This is a genomic window from Pyramidobacter porci (assembly GCF_009695745.1).
Classification (GTDB): domain Bacteria; phylum Synergistota; class Synergistia; order Synergistales; family Dethiosulfovibrionaceae; genus Pyramidobacter; species Pyramidobacter porci.
Window position 1 is genome coordinate 198,922 of record NZ_VUNH01000003.1, and the last position, 14,376, is coordinate 213,297.

14 protein-coding genes are annotated in these 14,376 nt (G+C 59.4%); 6 read left to right on the forward strand and 8 right to left on the reverse strand.

Going from position 1 to position 14,376, the window contains the following annotated elements; translation table 11 throughout:
* Positions 1 to 3: 3 nt before the first annotated feature.
* The 4 genes from FYJ74_RS04170 to FYJ74_RS04185 form a co-directional block, all read right to left on the reverse strand.
* Positions 4 to 963 carry an ABC transporter permease gene (locus FYJ74_RS04170; RefSeq protein WP_154528330.1) on the reverse strand — a complete coding sequence of 320 codons (960 nt, stop codon included), beginning with the start codon at positions 961 to 963 and terminating at the stop codon, positions 4 to 6.
* Between the two features lie 12 nt (positions 964 to 975).
* Positions 976 to 1,896, reverse strand: a complete 921-nt coding sequence (locus FYJ74_RS04175) for an ABC transporter permease (RefSeq protein ID WP_154528331.1) — start codon at positions 1,894 to 1,896, stop codon at positions 976 to 978.
* A 366-nt stretch (positions 1,897 to 2,262) separates the two neighbouring features.
* Positions 2,263 to 3,492: a pyridoxal phosphate-dependent aminotransferase gene (locus FYJ74_RS04180; RefSeq protein WP_154528332.1), complete on the reverse strand. Its 1,230-nt coding sequence runs from the start codon at positions 3,490 to 3,492 to the stop codon at positions 2,263 to 2,265.
* 132 nt (positions 3,493 to 3,624) lie between these two features.
* The gene (locus tag FYJ74_RS04185) at positions 3,625 to 4,584 is read right to left on the reverse strand and encodes a LysR family transcriptional regulator (protein WP_154528333.1); all 960 of its coding nucleotides are present in this window, start codon (positions 4,582 to 4,584) and stop codon (positions 3,625 to 3,627) included.
* 234 nt (positions 4,585 to 4,818) lie between these two features.
* On the opposite strand from FYJ74_RS04185, the gene FYJ74_RS04190 reads away from it, so the two are divergent.
* The 6 genes from FYJ74_RS04190 (at position 4,819) to FYJ74_RS04210 (ending at position 10,584) form a co-directional block, all read left to right on the forward strand.
* Positions 4,819 to 7,296, forward strand: coding sequence for a DUF3656 domain-containing U32 family peptidase (locus FYJ74_RS04190; RefSeq protein WP_154528334.1), 2,478 nt, complete (start codon positions 4,819 to 4,821; stop codon positions 7,294 to 7,296).
* A 229-nt stretch (positions 7,297 to 7,525) separates the two neighbouring features.
* Positions 7,526 to 8,200 carry a tyrosine-type recombinase/integrase gene (locus FYJ74_RS11935; RefSeq protein ID WP_326830871.1) on the forward strand — a complete coding sequence of 225 codons (675 nt, stop codon included), beginning with the start codon at positions 7,526 to 7,528 and terminating at the stop codon, positions 8,198 to 8,200.
* The gene (locus tag FYJ74_RS11750; RefSeq protein WP_326830869.1) at positions 8,086 to 8,475 is read left to right on the forward strand and encodes a tyrosine-type recombinase/integrase; all 390 of its coding nucleotides are present in this window, start codon (positions 8,086 to 8,088) and stop codon (positions 8,473 to 8,475) included. Before FYJ74_RS11935 ends, FYJ74_RS11750 begins: the two co-directional genes overlap by 115 nt.
* A 740-nt stretch (positions 8,476 to 9,215) precedes the next feature.
* Positions 9,216 to 9,452, forward strand: coding sequence for a helix-turn-helix domain-containing protein (locus FYJ74_RS04200; RefSeq protein WP_154528335.1), 237 nt, complete (start codon positions 9,216 to 9,218; stop codon positions 9,450 to 9,452).
* On the forward strand, positions 9,445 to 10,170 hold the full coding sequence (locus FYJ74_RS04205; RefSeq protein WP_154528336.1) for a Fic family protein: 726 nt from the start codon (positions 9,445 to 9,447) through the stop codon (positions 10,168 to 10,170). The genes FYJ74_RS04200 and FYJ74_RS04205 overlap by 8 nt, the downstream gene beginning before the upstream one ends.
* 225 nt (positions 10,171 to 10,395) lie before the next feature.
* A complete protein-coding gene (locus tag FYJ74_RS04210) occupies positions 10,396 to 10,584 on the forward strand; it encodes a hypothetical protein (protein WP_154528337.1) in 189 nt (62 codons plus the stop codon).
* A 226-nt stretch (positions 10,585 to 10,810) separates the two neighbouring features.
* Here the strand turns inward: FYJ74_RS04210 and FYJ74_RS04215 are convergent, their stop codons facing one another.
* The 4 genes from FYJ74_RS04215 to FYJ74_RS04230 form a co-directional block, all read right to left on the reverse strand.
* On the reverse strand, positions 10,811 to 11,317 hold the full coding sequence (locus tag FYJ74_RS04215; protein ID WP_154528338.1) for a hypothetical protein: 507 nt from the start codon (positions 11,315 to 11,317) through the stop codon (positions 10,811 to 10,813).
* 31 nt (positions 11,318 to 11,348) lie between these two features.
* A complete protein-coding gene (locus FYJ74_RS04220; protein WP_154528339.1) occupies positions 11,349 to 11,525 on the reverse strand; it encodes a hypothetical protein in 177 nt (58 codons plus the stop codon).
* Between the two features lie 98 nt (positions 11,526 to 11,623).
* On the reverse strand, positions 11,624 to 12,046 hold the full coding sequence (locus FYJ74_RS04225; RefSeq protein ID WP_154528340.1) for a hypothetical protein: 423 nt from the start codon (positions 12,044 to 12,046) through the stop codon (positions 11,624 to 11,626).
* A complete protein-coding gene (locus FYJ74_RS04230; protein WP_154528341.1) occupies positions 12,043 to 14,301 on the reverse strand; it encodes an AAA family ATPase in 2,259 nt (752 codons plus the stop codon). The genes FYJ74_RS04225 and FYJ74_RS04230 overlap by 4 nt, the downstream gene beginning before the upstream one ends.
* Positions 14,302 to 14,376: the final 75 nt, after the last annotated feature.

A 14,376-nucleotide genomic window follows, 5' to 3' on the forward strand; every position in this document is an offset into this window, starting at 1 on the left:
TGCCTACTTGCGCAGCCGCGGATCGAGCGCGTCCCTCAGACCGTCGCCGAAGAAGTTGAACGCGAGGATCGTCAGCGAGATCGCCATGGCGGGGAAGAACAGCTGGTAGGGATAGACCATCAGCGCGTTCATCGCGTCGCTGCTGAGCACGCCCCACGAAGCCATCGGCGCGCTGACGCCGAGGCCGACGAAACTCAGGAACGCTTCGGCGAAAATCGCCTGCGGGATGCAGAACGTCAGCGTGACGAGGATCGGTCCCATGGCGTTGGGAATCAGGTGCCGCAGCAGCATGCGCGCCGGCGAAGCGCCGATGACGCGCGCCGCGAGCACGAACTCCTCGTTTTTGACGCGCATGACCTCGGCGCGGACAATGCGCGCCATGTTGGTCCAGTAGTTGATGCCCAGCGTGATGAAAATGCTCTTCAGCCCCGGACCGACCACGACCATCAACAGAATGACGTAGATCATCGTCGGCACGCTGCGGATCGTGTCGACGATGCGCATCATCACGTCGTCGGTGCGTCCGCCGACGAAGCCGGAGATGCTGCCGTAGATCACGCCGATCGTCAGGTTGATCAGGCTGGCCATCAGGCCGACGGCCAGCGAGATGCGCGCGCCGTACATGACGCGCACGAACATGTCGCGGCCGAACATGTCGGTGCCGAACGGATGCGCCCACGAGGGAAACTCGTTGGAGATGAGGAAATCCTGTTCGTCGTAGGCGTAGGGCGACAGCAGCGGCCCGAAGATCGCCATCAGGAAGATGCAGACGATCAGGAACAGGCCGAACATCGCCAGCTTGTCGCGTTTGAGGCGCTGCCAGGCGTCCTGCCAGTACGTCTGGCTGGGGCGGATGAACTCCGCCTTGTTTTTCTCTTCCGCGCCGACGAACTCGAACAGCGACGCGTCGTTCAGATCGGGCAGGCGGAGCGGGCGCGCTTCCGCGGAAGTTTTTTCAGTCATCATGCGTCCCCCCTATTTGGCCAGCTTGATGCGCGGATCGATAAAGCCGAGGCAGATATCGACGAGCAGATTCATGAACACCAGCAAGGCGCTGAAGAAGATCGTCACGCCCATGATCGTCGTGTAGTCGCGGTTCTGGATGCTCGTCACGAAAAACAGCCCCAGCCCGGGAATGCCGAACACCTGCTCGACGACGAAGCTGCCCGTGAGGATGCCTGCGATCAGCGGCCCCAGATAGGTGACGACGGGGATGATCGCGTTGCGCAGCGCGTGGATGTACACGACCGTGCGCTCGCGCAGCCCTTTGGAATAGGCGGTGCGGATGTAATCCTGCTGGATCACTTCGAGCATGCTGGAGCGCGTCAGGCGCGAGATGAACGCCGCCGGATAGCCCGCCAGCGTGATTGCCGGCAGGATCGACGTCGGCAGACCTTCCCAGAAACCGACGGTGACGATCCCCCAGCGGTAGGCGAAGAAATAGACCATCAGCGTGGCGATCACGTAGTTCGGTATCGTGATCCCCAGCGTGGCCAGCACCATGGCCGTCTTGTCCTGCCATCGCCCTCGCCGCAGCGCCGAAATGATGCCCGCGGGGATGCCGACGATCAGCGAGAGCAAAATCGCCAGCGAGCCGACCAACGCGGAGGCGGGGAACGAACCGGAAATCAGCTGGTTGACCGTCATGCCCTCGTAGCGGTAAGAAGGGCCGAAATCGAAGTGGACCGCGTTCCACAGATAATGCCCGTACTGTTTCCAGAGCGGGTCGTTCATGTGGTAGCGTTCCAGAATTTTCTCCATGATCTCCGGCGGGATCACCTTTTCGTCGGTGAACGGCCCCCCCGGAATGGCCCGCATCAGAAAAAACGTCAGCGTGATGATCACGAACAGCGTCAGCAAACTCGTGGATATTCTTTGCAGCACGTACTTCAGCATACGACAAGCCCCCCTGTATGTTCTCGAAAAAATCGCCTGGCGCGATTTCTTAATAACCACACGTTTTATCAGAATTTATATAAGAAAACAATCTAAAAGATAAATTTATCTTAGCATGAAGTTCGAGGCTTGGAAAGTTCATTCTGCATGGTCAATAAAGAAAATAATCGCTGAATGTCGGACATATTGCCGGGATTTGTCGTTTGATCCGGCGGAAAACCTAGCAAAATCATCGGGCGAAGCGGTTCATCACAAGACGAAGAAAATATCGCCGACGAAAAAAGAGGGACGGAAAACGCGCCGCTCGCGTTTCCCGCCCCTCTTTGTGCTATTGTTCGCTCAGTTCCCTTTCATTGGCCACGAATTTCAGTTTTTCGCGGCGGTCTCGTTTTTGCGGTAGCGGTCCATGACGGCCAGCAGGCGCTTCATGGCGGCGACGGCCTTGTCGTGGTCCTGCGAGAAGTTGATGCGGAACTGGTGCAGGAACTGGGGGCCGAACTCGGTGCCGGGGGTGACGATCACGTCCGCCAGCTCGCGCACGACGCGGATGAAGGCGTGCAGGCTGACGTCGAGTTCGGGAATGGTCACGAAGAGATAGCTGCCGCCGTCGGTCGCCCGGGCGGAAACGCCCTTCGCCGCGGCAAGAACCTTCATGATGTCGTCGCGGATGCGCCGGTGTTCGGCGACGCGGGCGTCCATCCAGCCGGCCGGCTCGTTGAACCACGTGGAGAACACGGCCTGGTTGTAGCCGGGGCAGCGCAGGGCCATGATGGCCTGAAGCTTTTCCATGCGCTCGATCACGTCGGCGCTGCCGAACGCCGCGCCAAGGCGAAAGCCGCTGAGCGACTCGGTTTTGGAGGGGCCGATGATGGTGATCAGGTTGCCGGGAACTTCTTTTTGAGCGGCCAGATGGGTGTACTTCACGCCCGGGTAGACCTGGCGGCTGTAAAGCTCGTCGACGATCAGCGCGGCGCCGTATTTTTTCGCCAGCGCGGCGATGGCGCAGATTTCCTCGCAGGAATAGACGCAGCCCACGGGATTGTTGGGGTTGGAGAAAAGGAACAGTTTCGCGCCGTCCTGAAACGCTTTTTCCAGCGCGGCGAGGTCGAGGCCGGCCTTGCCGGAAACGTCCGCGTAATCCATCTGAACGGGGATCAGCTCGCCGCCGAAGAACTCGACCATCTTGCGGTTGGCGAAGTAGTCGGGCTCGACGATGGCGACTTTGTCGCCGGGCATTACGTTCGCGCCCATGGCGAGGAACAGGGCGCCCTGCGTGCCGGGCGTGAGGATCAGATTCTGCGCCGGATCGATCTTCGCGCCGTTGAAGGCCGAAAGCTTTTCCGCCACGTGTTCGAGCACGGTCCTGCGGCCGCGGTACGGCGTGTAAGCCTGAGCGCCGCCCTCGAAGAAGCCGTGGGAAAACGCTTCGAAACTGCCGGGCGTAGGCAGGTGGGCGTCGACGTCGCCGTGAGAGAAGTCGACGCGCGGGCCTGCCAGCTTTTCGCCGCGCAGGTCGAGCTGTTCTGACTTCTGCAGGCTTTCCTGGCCGGGCGCGTTGTCGATGCCGAGCATGGCAAACTTTTCAACGATATTCATGATAAATGCCGCCTTTCATCATAATGGTGCAGGATGGTGAAACAATTTGAGTTTATTCTAAATCAGCGCGGCGGAAAAAATCCAATAACCAGTCGCGCATGGGAGTGTGTTCGGAATGGAATGGCCTGATGTTTAGCGGACTTCCGGGCAGCTTTTGAGATAGGCGACAAAACTCTTCTGCCGTTCGTTGGCGAGGGTCCGTTCGTTGAAGACTACCCGAATCTGCCGCTGCGTGTCGGAATGGTCGAGGCGGTACAGGCAGAGATCCGGCGAAAAGCCGGCGTAGCAGGGGATGGAGGCGCGGATGAAGGCCACGCCAAGCCCCGCTTCGGCCAGACGGTAGGCCGTGAGCAGCTGGTCCAGCTCCATCACGATCTGCGGCTCGAAGCCGGCGTCGTGACAGATTTTCAGCCCGCGGGCGCGGATGTCGTTGCCGGGCTTGAGGAACAGGAAGCGCTCGCCGGCGAAGACTCCGATCGACACGCAGGGAGCGTCCTCGTTGACCAGGCCGCCGTGGAAGTCGCTCTCGTCAAGAGCGAAATCCCGCAGGCGGGCGTTGATCGGATTGGCGCGCGGCGCCGCGAGGACGATCGATTCGCTTTTGAGGGCAAAGGATTGCAGATCGGCCGGCATGTTTTCTTCGACCGTCAAGCCGAGGTCGAGCACGCCGGCGCGAAGCAGCTCGCGCAATTCGGCGTCGTTGGTCTCGATGAGCTTGGCGGAGAAGTCGGGGTGCTCCATCTGAAACGACGCCACGAGCGGGGGCAGCACGTAAGTGCAGAAGAACGACGGCGCGCCAATGACGAGATCGGCCTTCTTTTGACGGCGCAGGCTTTCGCAGTATTTCTCGAGCTCGTGTCGCACCTGCTCGAGGCGGCGGAAGTACTCGATGAAGCGCTGTCCTTCGGGAGTGATGCGGAGCGGCGAAGAGCCGCGGTCGAAGATGGCGGCGCCGAGATTTTTTTCCACCTTGCGCACGATTTTGCTGAGCGCCGGCTGGGAGATATAGTTTTTCTCCGCGGCGCGCGTGAAGCTCAATTCCTCGCCGACGGCGAGGATCATGGCGATTTCCCGAAACTCGACCGGTTCCATTCTCCGAGGCTCCTTCCCGTTTCATGATCAGATTCAGTTTATCATGAAACGTCCGGCGCGGACGAAAAAGATTTCCGCGCGCCGCCGGCGCGAATTTACTTTCCAGTGAAACGGAGTACAATACAGAGACAGCGGCGTCATCCCGTCGGGACGGCGCCGCTGTCTGCAAAAGCGCGGGCGGAAAACGTCGGCCGTCCGCGAAGAACGTCGTAAAGAGAACCCTGCGAGGACATCATGAAAAAATCCCTTGAACTGCTGGCGCCCGCCGGAACGTGGGAGGCCCTCGAAGCGGCGGTGAACGCCGGGGCCGACGCCGTGTATCTGGGCGGCAAGGCTTTCGGCGCGCGCGCTTACGCCGGTAATTTCGACCGCGACGAGCTGAGCCGTGCCGTGCGTTTTGCGCATTTGCACGGCGTGCGCCTGTTCGTGGCGGTGAACACGCTCGCGGACGATCGGGAGATGCGCGAGCTGGCGGATTACCTGGCTTTTCTGAGCAACGCCGGCGTGGACGCCATCATCGTGCAGGACCTCGGCGTTTTGCGTCTGGCCCGTCTCGTCGCGCCGGAACTGCCGCGGCACGCCAGCACGCAGATGACGATCACCAATGCGGCCGGCGTCCGCTTCGCCGCGGACTGCGGCATGGTTCGCGCCGTGCCGGCCCGCGAGCTTTCGATCGCCGATCTCCGGGCCGCCGCGGCCGAAGACATCGAGATCGAAGCGTTCATCCACGGCGCGCTGTGCGTCTGTTATTCCGGCCAGTGCCTGATGAGCAGTCTGATCGGCGGACGCAGCGGCAACCGCGGCCGCTGCGCTCAGCCCTGCCGCATGCCGTATACGCTGATAGGCGACAGCGGAGAAAATCTCCTGCGCGGTTCCGCCGGCGCGTATCTGCTCAGCCCCCGCGACCTGAACACGCTCGACGTGCTGCCGCAGATGATCGAAGCCGGCGTCTGTTCCTTCAAGATCGAAGGTCGCATGAAACGGCCCGAGTACGTGGCCGCGGTTGTCGACGCGTACCGCCGCGCCATCGACAGTTATCTGACGGGGGACTACCGCGTGCCGGAACGCGACCGCGCCAACGTCGAACAGATCTTCAACCGCGGCTTTACGACGGCGTACCTGACGGGACGCCCGGGACGGAAGATGATCAGCGATTCCCGCCCCGACAACCGCGGCGTGATCGTCGGCCGCGTCGAATCCTTGGGGCGCGACCGCGCCACAATCAGGCTGGAGAAGGAACTGCGCCGCGGCGACGGGCTCGAGTTCGCGGGCACAGGCGAAAGCGGCGCCGGTACGACCGTGGCTTCTCTGACCGTCGGTGGGTGCACGGTCGAGCGCGCTCCGGCCGGTTCTCTGGCCGAGATCGACGTGCCGCCCGGCGTGCGCCGGGACGCGCCCGTGTTCCGCACGCTGGACAAAAAACTGATCGAGTACGCCGCGACATTCTACGGCGAAAAGAACAAACGGCGCGTGCCCGTGAACGCCAGAGTTTCGGTGGCCGTCGGGCGTCCGCTGGAAGTCGAATTCAGCGACGGCGAAGGGCACACGGGAACGGGGCGCACAAGCTTCCTCGCCGAAGCGGCCCGCACGCGCCCTCTGGACGAAGCGTCGCTGCGCCGCCAGCTCGAGCGCCTCGGCGCGACGGAATACGTTCTGAACGGACTGGAACTGGCGCTCGAAGGTGAACTGATGGTCCCCGTCGGCGAGATCAACGAGGCCCGCCGCCAGGCCTGCGAAGCGCTGGATCGGGCGCGGCTCGACGATTTTCTGCCGCCGCGCCGCCCCGTGGAGAACGCCGCGGCTTCGGCGCAGCTCGAACGGGAAAATGCCGCTCTGAAAAAATTGGCCGCCGCGCGCCCCGCGGAGAAAACGCGGCTTTCCGTGTGGACCGATCGGCTCGACGGCGTGCGGGCGGCGCTCGACGGCGGCGCCGACTGGGTGATCTTCGGCGGCGACCGCTATTGCGGTAGAGACGCCGGCTTTTCCGACTGCGCCGCCGCGGTCGAACTGATCCACGCCGCCGGCAGGCGCGCCGCGCTCGGCACGCCGCGCATCGTCGCGGAACCGCAGCTGCGTCTTTTCGAAAAATTCTTGCGCCATGTCCAAGACAGCGGCGCCGACCAGCTCAACGTCCACAACCTCGGCCTCTGGCAGCTGGCGCGCGAAATGGAACTGAAAATCCCCCTGTGGGCCGACATGAGCTTGAACATCTACAACAGCCAGAGCCTGCTCTTCTGGCGCGAGAGTGGCGCCGCCGGCGCCACGCCGTCGGTCGAGCTGAACATGCCCCAGATCCGCCATCTGGCCGGCGTCAGCCCGCTGCCGCTGGAGTGTCTCGTGCAGGGCCCGGTCGAGATGATGGTGTCGGAGTACAATGTCGGCGACAGCTTCCTCGGCGGCAAGGGAAAAGACGCCGCCGGCCGCCGCGGGGAAATCTATCTGCGCGACCGCACGCGCGCGGCGTTCCGCCTGGCGAGCGACCAGTTCGGCCGTATGCACGTGCTCAACTCGCAGGATCTCTGCGCCCTCGACCTCGTGCCGCGGCTGCGGGAAATCGGCGTCGCCCGCCTGCGCATCGACGCCCGGACCTATCGGCCCGACGGGATCCGCCGCCTGACCGATCTGTACCGCCGGGCCCTTTCCGGCGCGCTCAGGAACCCGCAAAACCTCCCCAACACCACCCGCGGCCACTACAGCCGCGGCGTGATGTGAGACCGTTAAAAGCAAAAGGACCGTCCGACAAAAAATCGAACGGTCCTTTGTTTTTTCGTGGTGCCTAAGGAGGGACTCGAACCCTCATGTGGTCGCCCACGGGGGATTTTGAGTCCTCTGCGTCTACCGATTCCGCCACTGCAAGGGTTCACGCCGATAAAAGACGTCCAATGCCGGGGGACTTTCTTTGGGGCATTGCTCCATGGCGTAAAAAAGGGAAGCGTTTTTCATGCCGGAGAACACGGTTCATCTTGTATTTTCTCGGAAGACGGCGGTTCAGGACAGCATCACGGATTTCATCATCCTTAAGCAGGCATCGGGAAGTGCCTGCGCGACTCTTGAGGATTATCAATGGACGCTGAATCACTTCTTTAGCCACTACCCGCAGGCATGGTCAGGCCCGTCGGCCATGCGTGAGGCTTTCCTTTCGTGGATCAACAAGCGCATTGCCCCGGCGACGTACAACCAGAGATTGGTTTACGTCCACGCCTTCTGGCGCTGGTGTGTTGAAGAGGGGATACAGCCGCCGGAACCCGATCCGTTCAGGGGCCTGAAACGCCGCAAAGACCGCGGGCATTTTCGCGACATCGACGCCGCGAAGGTGAAAGAGCTGCTGACGCTTCCAGACCGTTCCACATGGGCGGGGCTGCGCGACTACGCCCTGATCCTCTTTACCCTCGACACCGCCGCGCGTCCCGGCGAGCGCTTCAACTTTTGCCGGAGCATTTCAACATCTTTTCCCTCGCGGTCACGATTCCGCACAAGACGGCCAGGACCCGCGAGGAAAGAATCGTCCCGTTCTCGCCGACTGCCGCGGCAGCCCTGCGCCAGCTGCTCAGAGCGAGGCCGCCGGAATGGGGGAGCGACACGCCGGTTTTCTGCAATGAAAGCGGGCAAAGACTGAGCGTAGATTCATGGAGACAGCGTCTCAAGAAATACTGCTTAAACGACGGGACGACGTTCAGACCCTACGACCTGAGGCACGCCGCCTGCACGCTCCACCTCAGAGCCGGCATGAGCGGCGAAGTCCTTCAGCGCCTCATGGGGCATCACGGGCCGCAGATGACTCAGCGCTACATCCACCTGACCACCGACGACCTGAGAAAAGAGCAGGCGCTCTCTTCGCCCGTGGAGAGATTGGTTCCCGCGAGGAAAAGAGCGCTCAGGAAGATCAAATGAACCGCCAGCCCTTCACAGCCGCCCGCTGTAGGGGCTTCTTTATTTTACAGGCATGATTATGCTGCTTCGTTCAAGTTAGGGGCCTTGCGAGACGTTTGTGGAGGTTGCCTTCGGCTGCTCCTCTGCTCATGCCGAAGGCTTGATATCAAGCTCGCCGTCGAGGTAGCTCTTGCCACGCTCGAATATAAAAGCTTAAGGGCCGCTTCATCTATTTCTTTATCTTCTGGCGTCCTGTTCGCCCCAAAGCGCCCCGTGAACCTATCAGCGTCAGACGGCACAATTGCGACTTCGGGACCTAGGGGCATCGAGCGAGGCTTTCGTAAACACTGTGGAGCAAGGCTCCAAGCACAGGAAGACCCGTCGGGGAAAACCATCTCCAGCGAACACCATGAACGCTCTTCCAATTTCACACCATGAATCATCATAGGGACATTCTCCTTTCACACTCTCCCCAAAGAGAAAGCCGCTGTGTTACAATACAAACGGCCTTCTTTTCAAGCCCTTGCCCTTGCTACTGTCTGGCAGCCAAGCTCAGGACAGTTCCAGGGGCCTTTTTAATGCGCTGTGCTGAATCGACGTGCTTCAATCCATCACCTCTCTTGCATGTCATCTACCCTTTTCAGTAGATATTCTACCATGATAAACACAGATGTCAATAGATAAACTATTCAATAGAAAAAGGCTTCTTCCTATTTAAGTAGAATCATGATAAAATACATAGCCAGAAAGGATGTGAGAGAATGCCGTTTAACTATAAACCGCTTTTAAAACTGCTTATCGACAGAGACATGACAAGAGAGGAACTAAGAAAAACTGTAAAAGCAGGGCCGACCAGCTTTGCCCGTATCGGCAAAAATGAAAATGTTTCCATGGATTTGCTCGACCGCATCTGTTCCGCCCTTCGCGCGCCGATCCAGAACGTGATCGAGCACGAGCCGGAAACCGGCCGCGAGGAAGGAACGCGGGCCGATGATTAGCGATTCCCGCCTCGCGGAGCTGAAAGCCAGGCTCGACGCCTGCCGGCCTTTGACGTCCGGAGAGCTGGAACGCCTTCGGGAACAGTTCACGATCGAGTACACCTACAACTCCAACGCCATCGAGGGCAACACGCTTACGCTCAGGGAAACGGCGCTTGTACTGGAAGGGATCACCATCGGCGAGAAGCCGCTGAAAGACCATCTGGAAGCCATCGGCCACCGCGACGCCTTCGCTTGCGTCGAGCGGCTCGTCTCGGAAAAAGAACCGTTGACGGAGTGGCGCATCCGGGAAATCCATTCCCTCGTGCTCATGGACAGGCCGCAAGACAAAGGGCAGTATCGGAAAGTTCCCGTCGTCATTTCCGGGGCTTTCCACACGCCGACGGAGCCGCTGCTGATCCATGAGGAAATGGCCGCCCTGCTGAAAGACTTCGCCGCCACGGACAAGAACGCAGTCGAGGCGGCATCATTGTTCCATCTCCGTTTCGAGGGCATCCACCCCTTCATCGACGGCAACGGGCGCACGGGTCGGCTGCTGCTGAACTTCATGCTCATGCAGGCGGGCTTTCCGCCCATCGACGTGAAATACAGCGACCGCCGCCGCTATTACGCCGCCTTCGATTCCTACTACAGAGACGGCGATCCCGCGCCGATGACCGGTCTGGTCGCGGAGTGCCTCGAGGCCCGTTTGCTGGAGTATTTGAAGATATTGGATTGACCGCGAAAGAGAGAATAATGATGAAAATTCATGAGCTGGATTTCGTCCGCTTGAAAGACGGCCGCGAGGGCACTGTTGTTGACTCTTATGAATCACGCCTTTTTCTGATAGAAACGGAGGGGGATATGTCCCAGTGGCCAACTGTCGAAGTTAAAGATATTGAAAGAGTACTGCATCGGCCTGAATAAGTAACGCAGGAAACGCGTCCCACGGAGGTGAGCGCTTATGTCGTTGCGTGATCGTTGGGCGCAGGATCATATCTTTTTCCGCACGGACGGCAAGACCGGCGAACAGTTTATGCTTGATACGGCTACTGGGATAACGACGCCTCTCACTCCTGATAGCCCTAATTGGGATCACAACGAAGACGAGCTGTACTACAGGCACCACCCGGACAAACGGCCAAAACAATAAAGGCAGCACAGAAGCCGCAAGGACGTTCCGACCGCTACAGGCCGGAGCGCCCTGTTTTTTTACGCTTTTTCCACGATTAAGTAGTTTTTGAGGCCCAAAACGCCAACTTTTTGAGCGGAATTTTTCTGCCGGAACAGTACATGGAATCAGTGTTTGCAGTTATTCGATTCATGTAGACTCTTGTCGAACGCCCGTTTTTCTCCTTTTTTAGTGTTAAAGTGTTAAATTAAACTCGGCCTGTCTCGCAGTAAATGCCGCTCAGAGCAAGGCGGGCGATTACTTCCGGCATCTTAGCGGCCCGTCTCGTTATAGTTTGTTTGGAGACGCCGTATTTTTTCACCATGGAGTCGAGGATAGAAACGCTGCCACTGCGTCCGATCCAACCTGTAGCGTATATTTTGGCGGCGTGCTCAAAATAGATTTTCATATCTTGAGCCATGCCGCCGCTTTCATCATTCATCATTCCCTGTACTATACTCACGATTACGGCCCACGGGACTGCGTTTAAATCGGCCTCGAAGGAAAGGAACCGGGCAGCTTTTCTGTGCAGGGCGTCCACATCCAAAGAACGCGACACATGAACCAGATCGCCGATTTCGCATTCCGATTCCAGGGCTTTGCGTATCTCTTCATCTGTCGGACGATGCATCTTCCCCTGCAAGGCGGCGATACCGCCCGGTACTTTGCGCACAAGAAAATCAATGGCATGCGCCAGCCTATACGCTATTCTCATGCGCGCCTCCCTCGTAAATCGCCAAATGGCCCTAAAATGGCCCTTGCTGTGTCAACGTCACGGGACAAGTCAGACCGCAATATCCCGTTTCTTCCGCTTCGTCGAACCATTCCCACAAGGCACAATATTTGCCGTGGCAGGTGGCGATAGACTCCCTCGTCCGCAACGGGCACATTTTGCGCTCTGCCTCTTTGGATTTCATGATCATTGTTCTGTCTCCTTCTTAAAATAGCTCTAAAATGGCCCTTCGCCTTTCCAGTCTCAAGTTTCCATAATGAAGACTCCCTGCGCTGGCAGGACTCCCTTTTATTCTGCCTGTCCTTTTTCTTGGCATGGTTCGTCCGGCCAGGACTTACACGCTTCCGTTCCATCGAGGATCGAGCCGATCACGACCGCCCATGCCTGAACCTGATTGGCCAGCGTCACGGGCCGCCCTTCCGTCATAATGGCCACACGTTCCCGGTATTCGTCGATCATCTCCGCCCGGTCTTCCGGTGAATACGTCCGCAGGAAGACGCTCATGATTTCGTCGGTTGAATGTTCCTTGTAGGCTTCGATGATTTCCGCCTTGTGCCGCTTCAGGTACGCTATCCCGTCGGGGGCAAGGGGCTTGAACATGGTCTTTGCCGTCAGGCCGTCCTTGCCGTCGGGGTATGCCGCCACGCCGTGAAGCATGGCGATCGGGATCACGTGCAAGCCGTTCCTGGACATTTCGCCCTGCGTGCTCATATCGTGACCTCCTGATTAGCAGGAATATAGCCTTCAGGACATTCATAAGAAGCATTGCCTCGAAGAGAAAAACCCTCATCGGGGGAATCGTCGCGGATCTCGCCCGTTTCTTCGTACTTGCTTAAACAACCAGGAGTGTCTGTTACGCCTGTTACGCTGTTACGTTTTTCGCCTAAACCATTGGTATCACTGCTTCGGATAGGCGTAACAACAGGCGTAACAGAAGCGTAACAACCCCGTTCTTGCCCAACCGTAACAGGCGTAACAGGCGTAACAGGCGTAACACCCGTAACAGGCGTAACAGAAAAGAGAGAGGGATTATTATTTATAGGGGGATCTTCTTTTTCTTCGTGGCACGGGACTGCTTCTTTTGCGAGGTAATACCTGCCGTTGCTGAACCGATGGAGCTGCCCCGCATCTTTAAGGCGCTTAACGTACATCCGGACGTTTTGCTGAGAAATTCCCGCCGCTTCCGCGATCTGCTTGGGCGACATCGGCGCGCCGCTTTCCTTCAGAGCGTCGAAGATGGCCCGTGCCGTGCCGTTTTCCTTCTCGCGGCGCTCTTTGTAGATCTCCTCCGGCGTGAAGAGACGCCAGCCCGCGGGCTTCGTCCAACGGATGGGAATGTCGTCGGTACAGTCCAGATCTCGCCCCGTCCGCTCGATTATTGCCGTTTCGTTCTGCCCTTCGCGCTTCAGGGTGAGGATCGCATCCGCCGCGCTCGGTAGCCCCATGGAACCGGACAGCCCTTCCAGCATCTCGCCGCTTGCCGCGCTGCCTTTTTTCAGGTGGTGGACGAGAAGGATCGGCGTGTCCGTCGCATCGGCCAGAGCCTTCAGCGGCCCCACAGCCTTATAGTCGGCTTCGTAGGCGTTCAGACTTTTGTCCGTGCCCGCGGGCTTCACTTTGTTCCAGACGTCGATAACTACGAGCGAAGGGCTATTTTCAACGACCCATTCCAGCAGTTGCTTAAGCCCTCCGGCGTCGAGGCGTGGGAAGGTCGTCGTGAAGCTCATGACAGAGGGGACGCCACCCATAGGGTAGAGCAGTTGGAGCCGCTCTTTCAACCGTGCCTGAGTGTCTTCCAGGGCCGCATAGAGTACAGCCCCCTGCGTCGTCTTCATGCCAAGGAAGGGCTTTCCAGCCGCGACCGCCGCCCCCATTTGCAAGCAAAGCCAACTCTTGCCCTTCTTGGCAATCGAGGCGAGCACGGTCAGCCCCGAAGGGACAAGCCCCTCGACCGCCCACCTCTCATCCTCAAAGCGCATGGCCATCAACTCGGACGTAGTAAAGAACTTCACTTTTGGAGTGGAGCAGGCCGAAGCCTGCATATCGCGCAGCATCCGCGACAGCTTCAGGCGCTTCTCAAACTCCGTGCGGGCGGCCTCGAAGCCCTTGGCGAGAACAACGTCGTTCCAGTCAGCATTGTTCTCCCCCTTGGGAATAGCCTTCAAGGCGTCGGGAATGGCGGGGCGCAGGACGTCATTCTCATGCCCCCGCCCGCACTTTTTCGCCTCGCCCAGCCGTACCTCGTTATAAGCATTCTCTCCGGCTTCACCCGCATCCGCGGCGATGACGATCTCCCTGCCGGGGAACCGCGCATGAAACGCCGCCGCCACAACAGGAACGTTCCCCGCTCCGAAGCAACAGATCACGCGTGCAGAGTCGCTCACGAAGCGCTTTACCGTTGCCGCTGTGGCCATGCCCTCGCAGAAGACGATCGGCGCGTCTTTCCCGGAGCACGTTCCGGCTTCCCAGTACCCGGCTTCCTTGACGCCAAGGTCGCGCTTGCCCCATTTGCCGTCGGTCTTGAAACAGTCGATCAGTTCTACGCCGACAAGCTGACCTGTCTTCGCGTCATATACGGGAACGACCAGCTGCCCGCGGCGAGGGATCTTCTGGTACGGCTCCGGCAAAGCGGGGCCGCTAAGAGAAAGTCTGCGCAGATTGAGGCCCGTTGCATCCACCTGCTTGGCCTTCAGGTACTCATGGGCTGGTACTTCGTCTTCCGTCGCCATCTCCCACACGGCACGGGCCGCCTCGACCTTTTTCCTCTCCGCCGCTGCGGCCTTGGTGTCCTGCTCTTTCCTCGAGGAAGAAGTTTCACCGCCCGCATATTCCGGCGCGGGAACGCCCAGACGGTCGGCTAGCTCCGTCAGCGTGCCGCTCTCGCCCGTTGCGAAATCGTTCCAGCACCCCTTTTCTAGGTTGACTGAGAAGGAAGGATTATGGTCTTCCCGCAGCGGCGAGCACATAAGCAGCTCGTCGCTGCCGCTTCGTGTCAGTTTCTCGACTCGAGGCTCGACGTGTTCCTCGAACCAGGCAGCGTT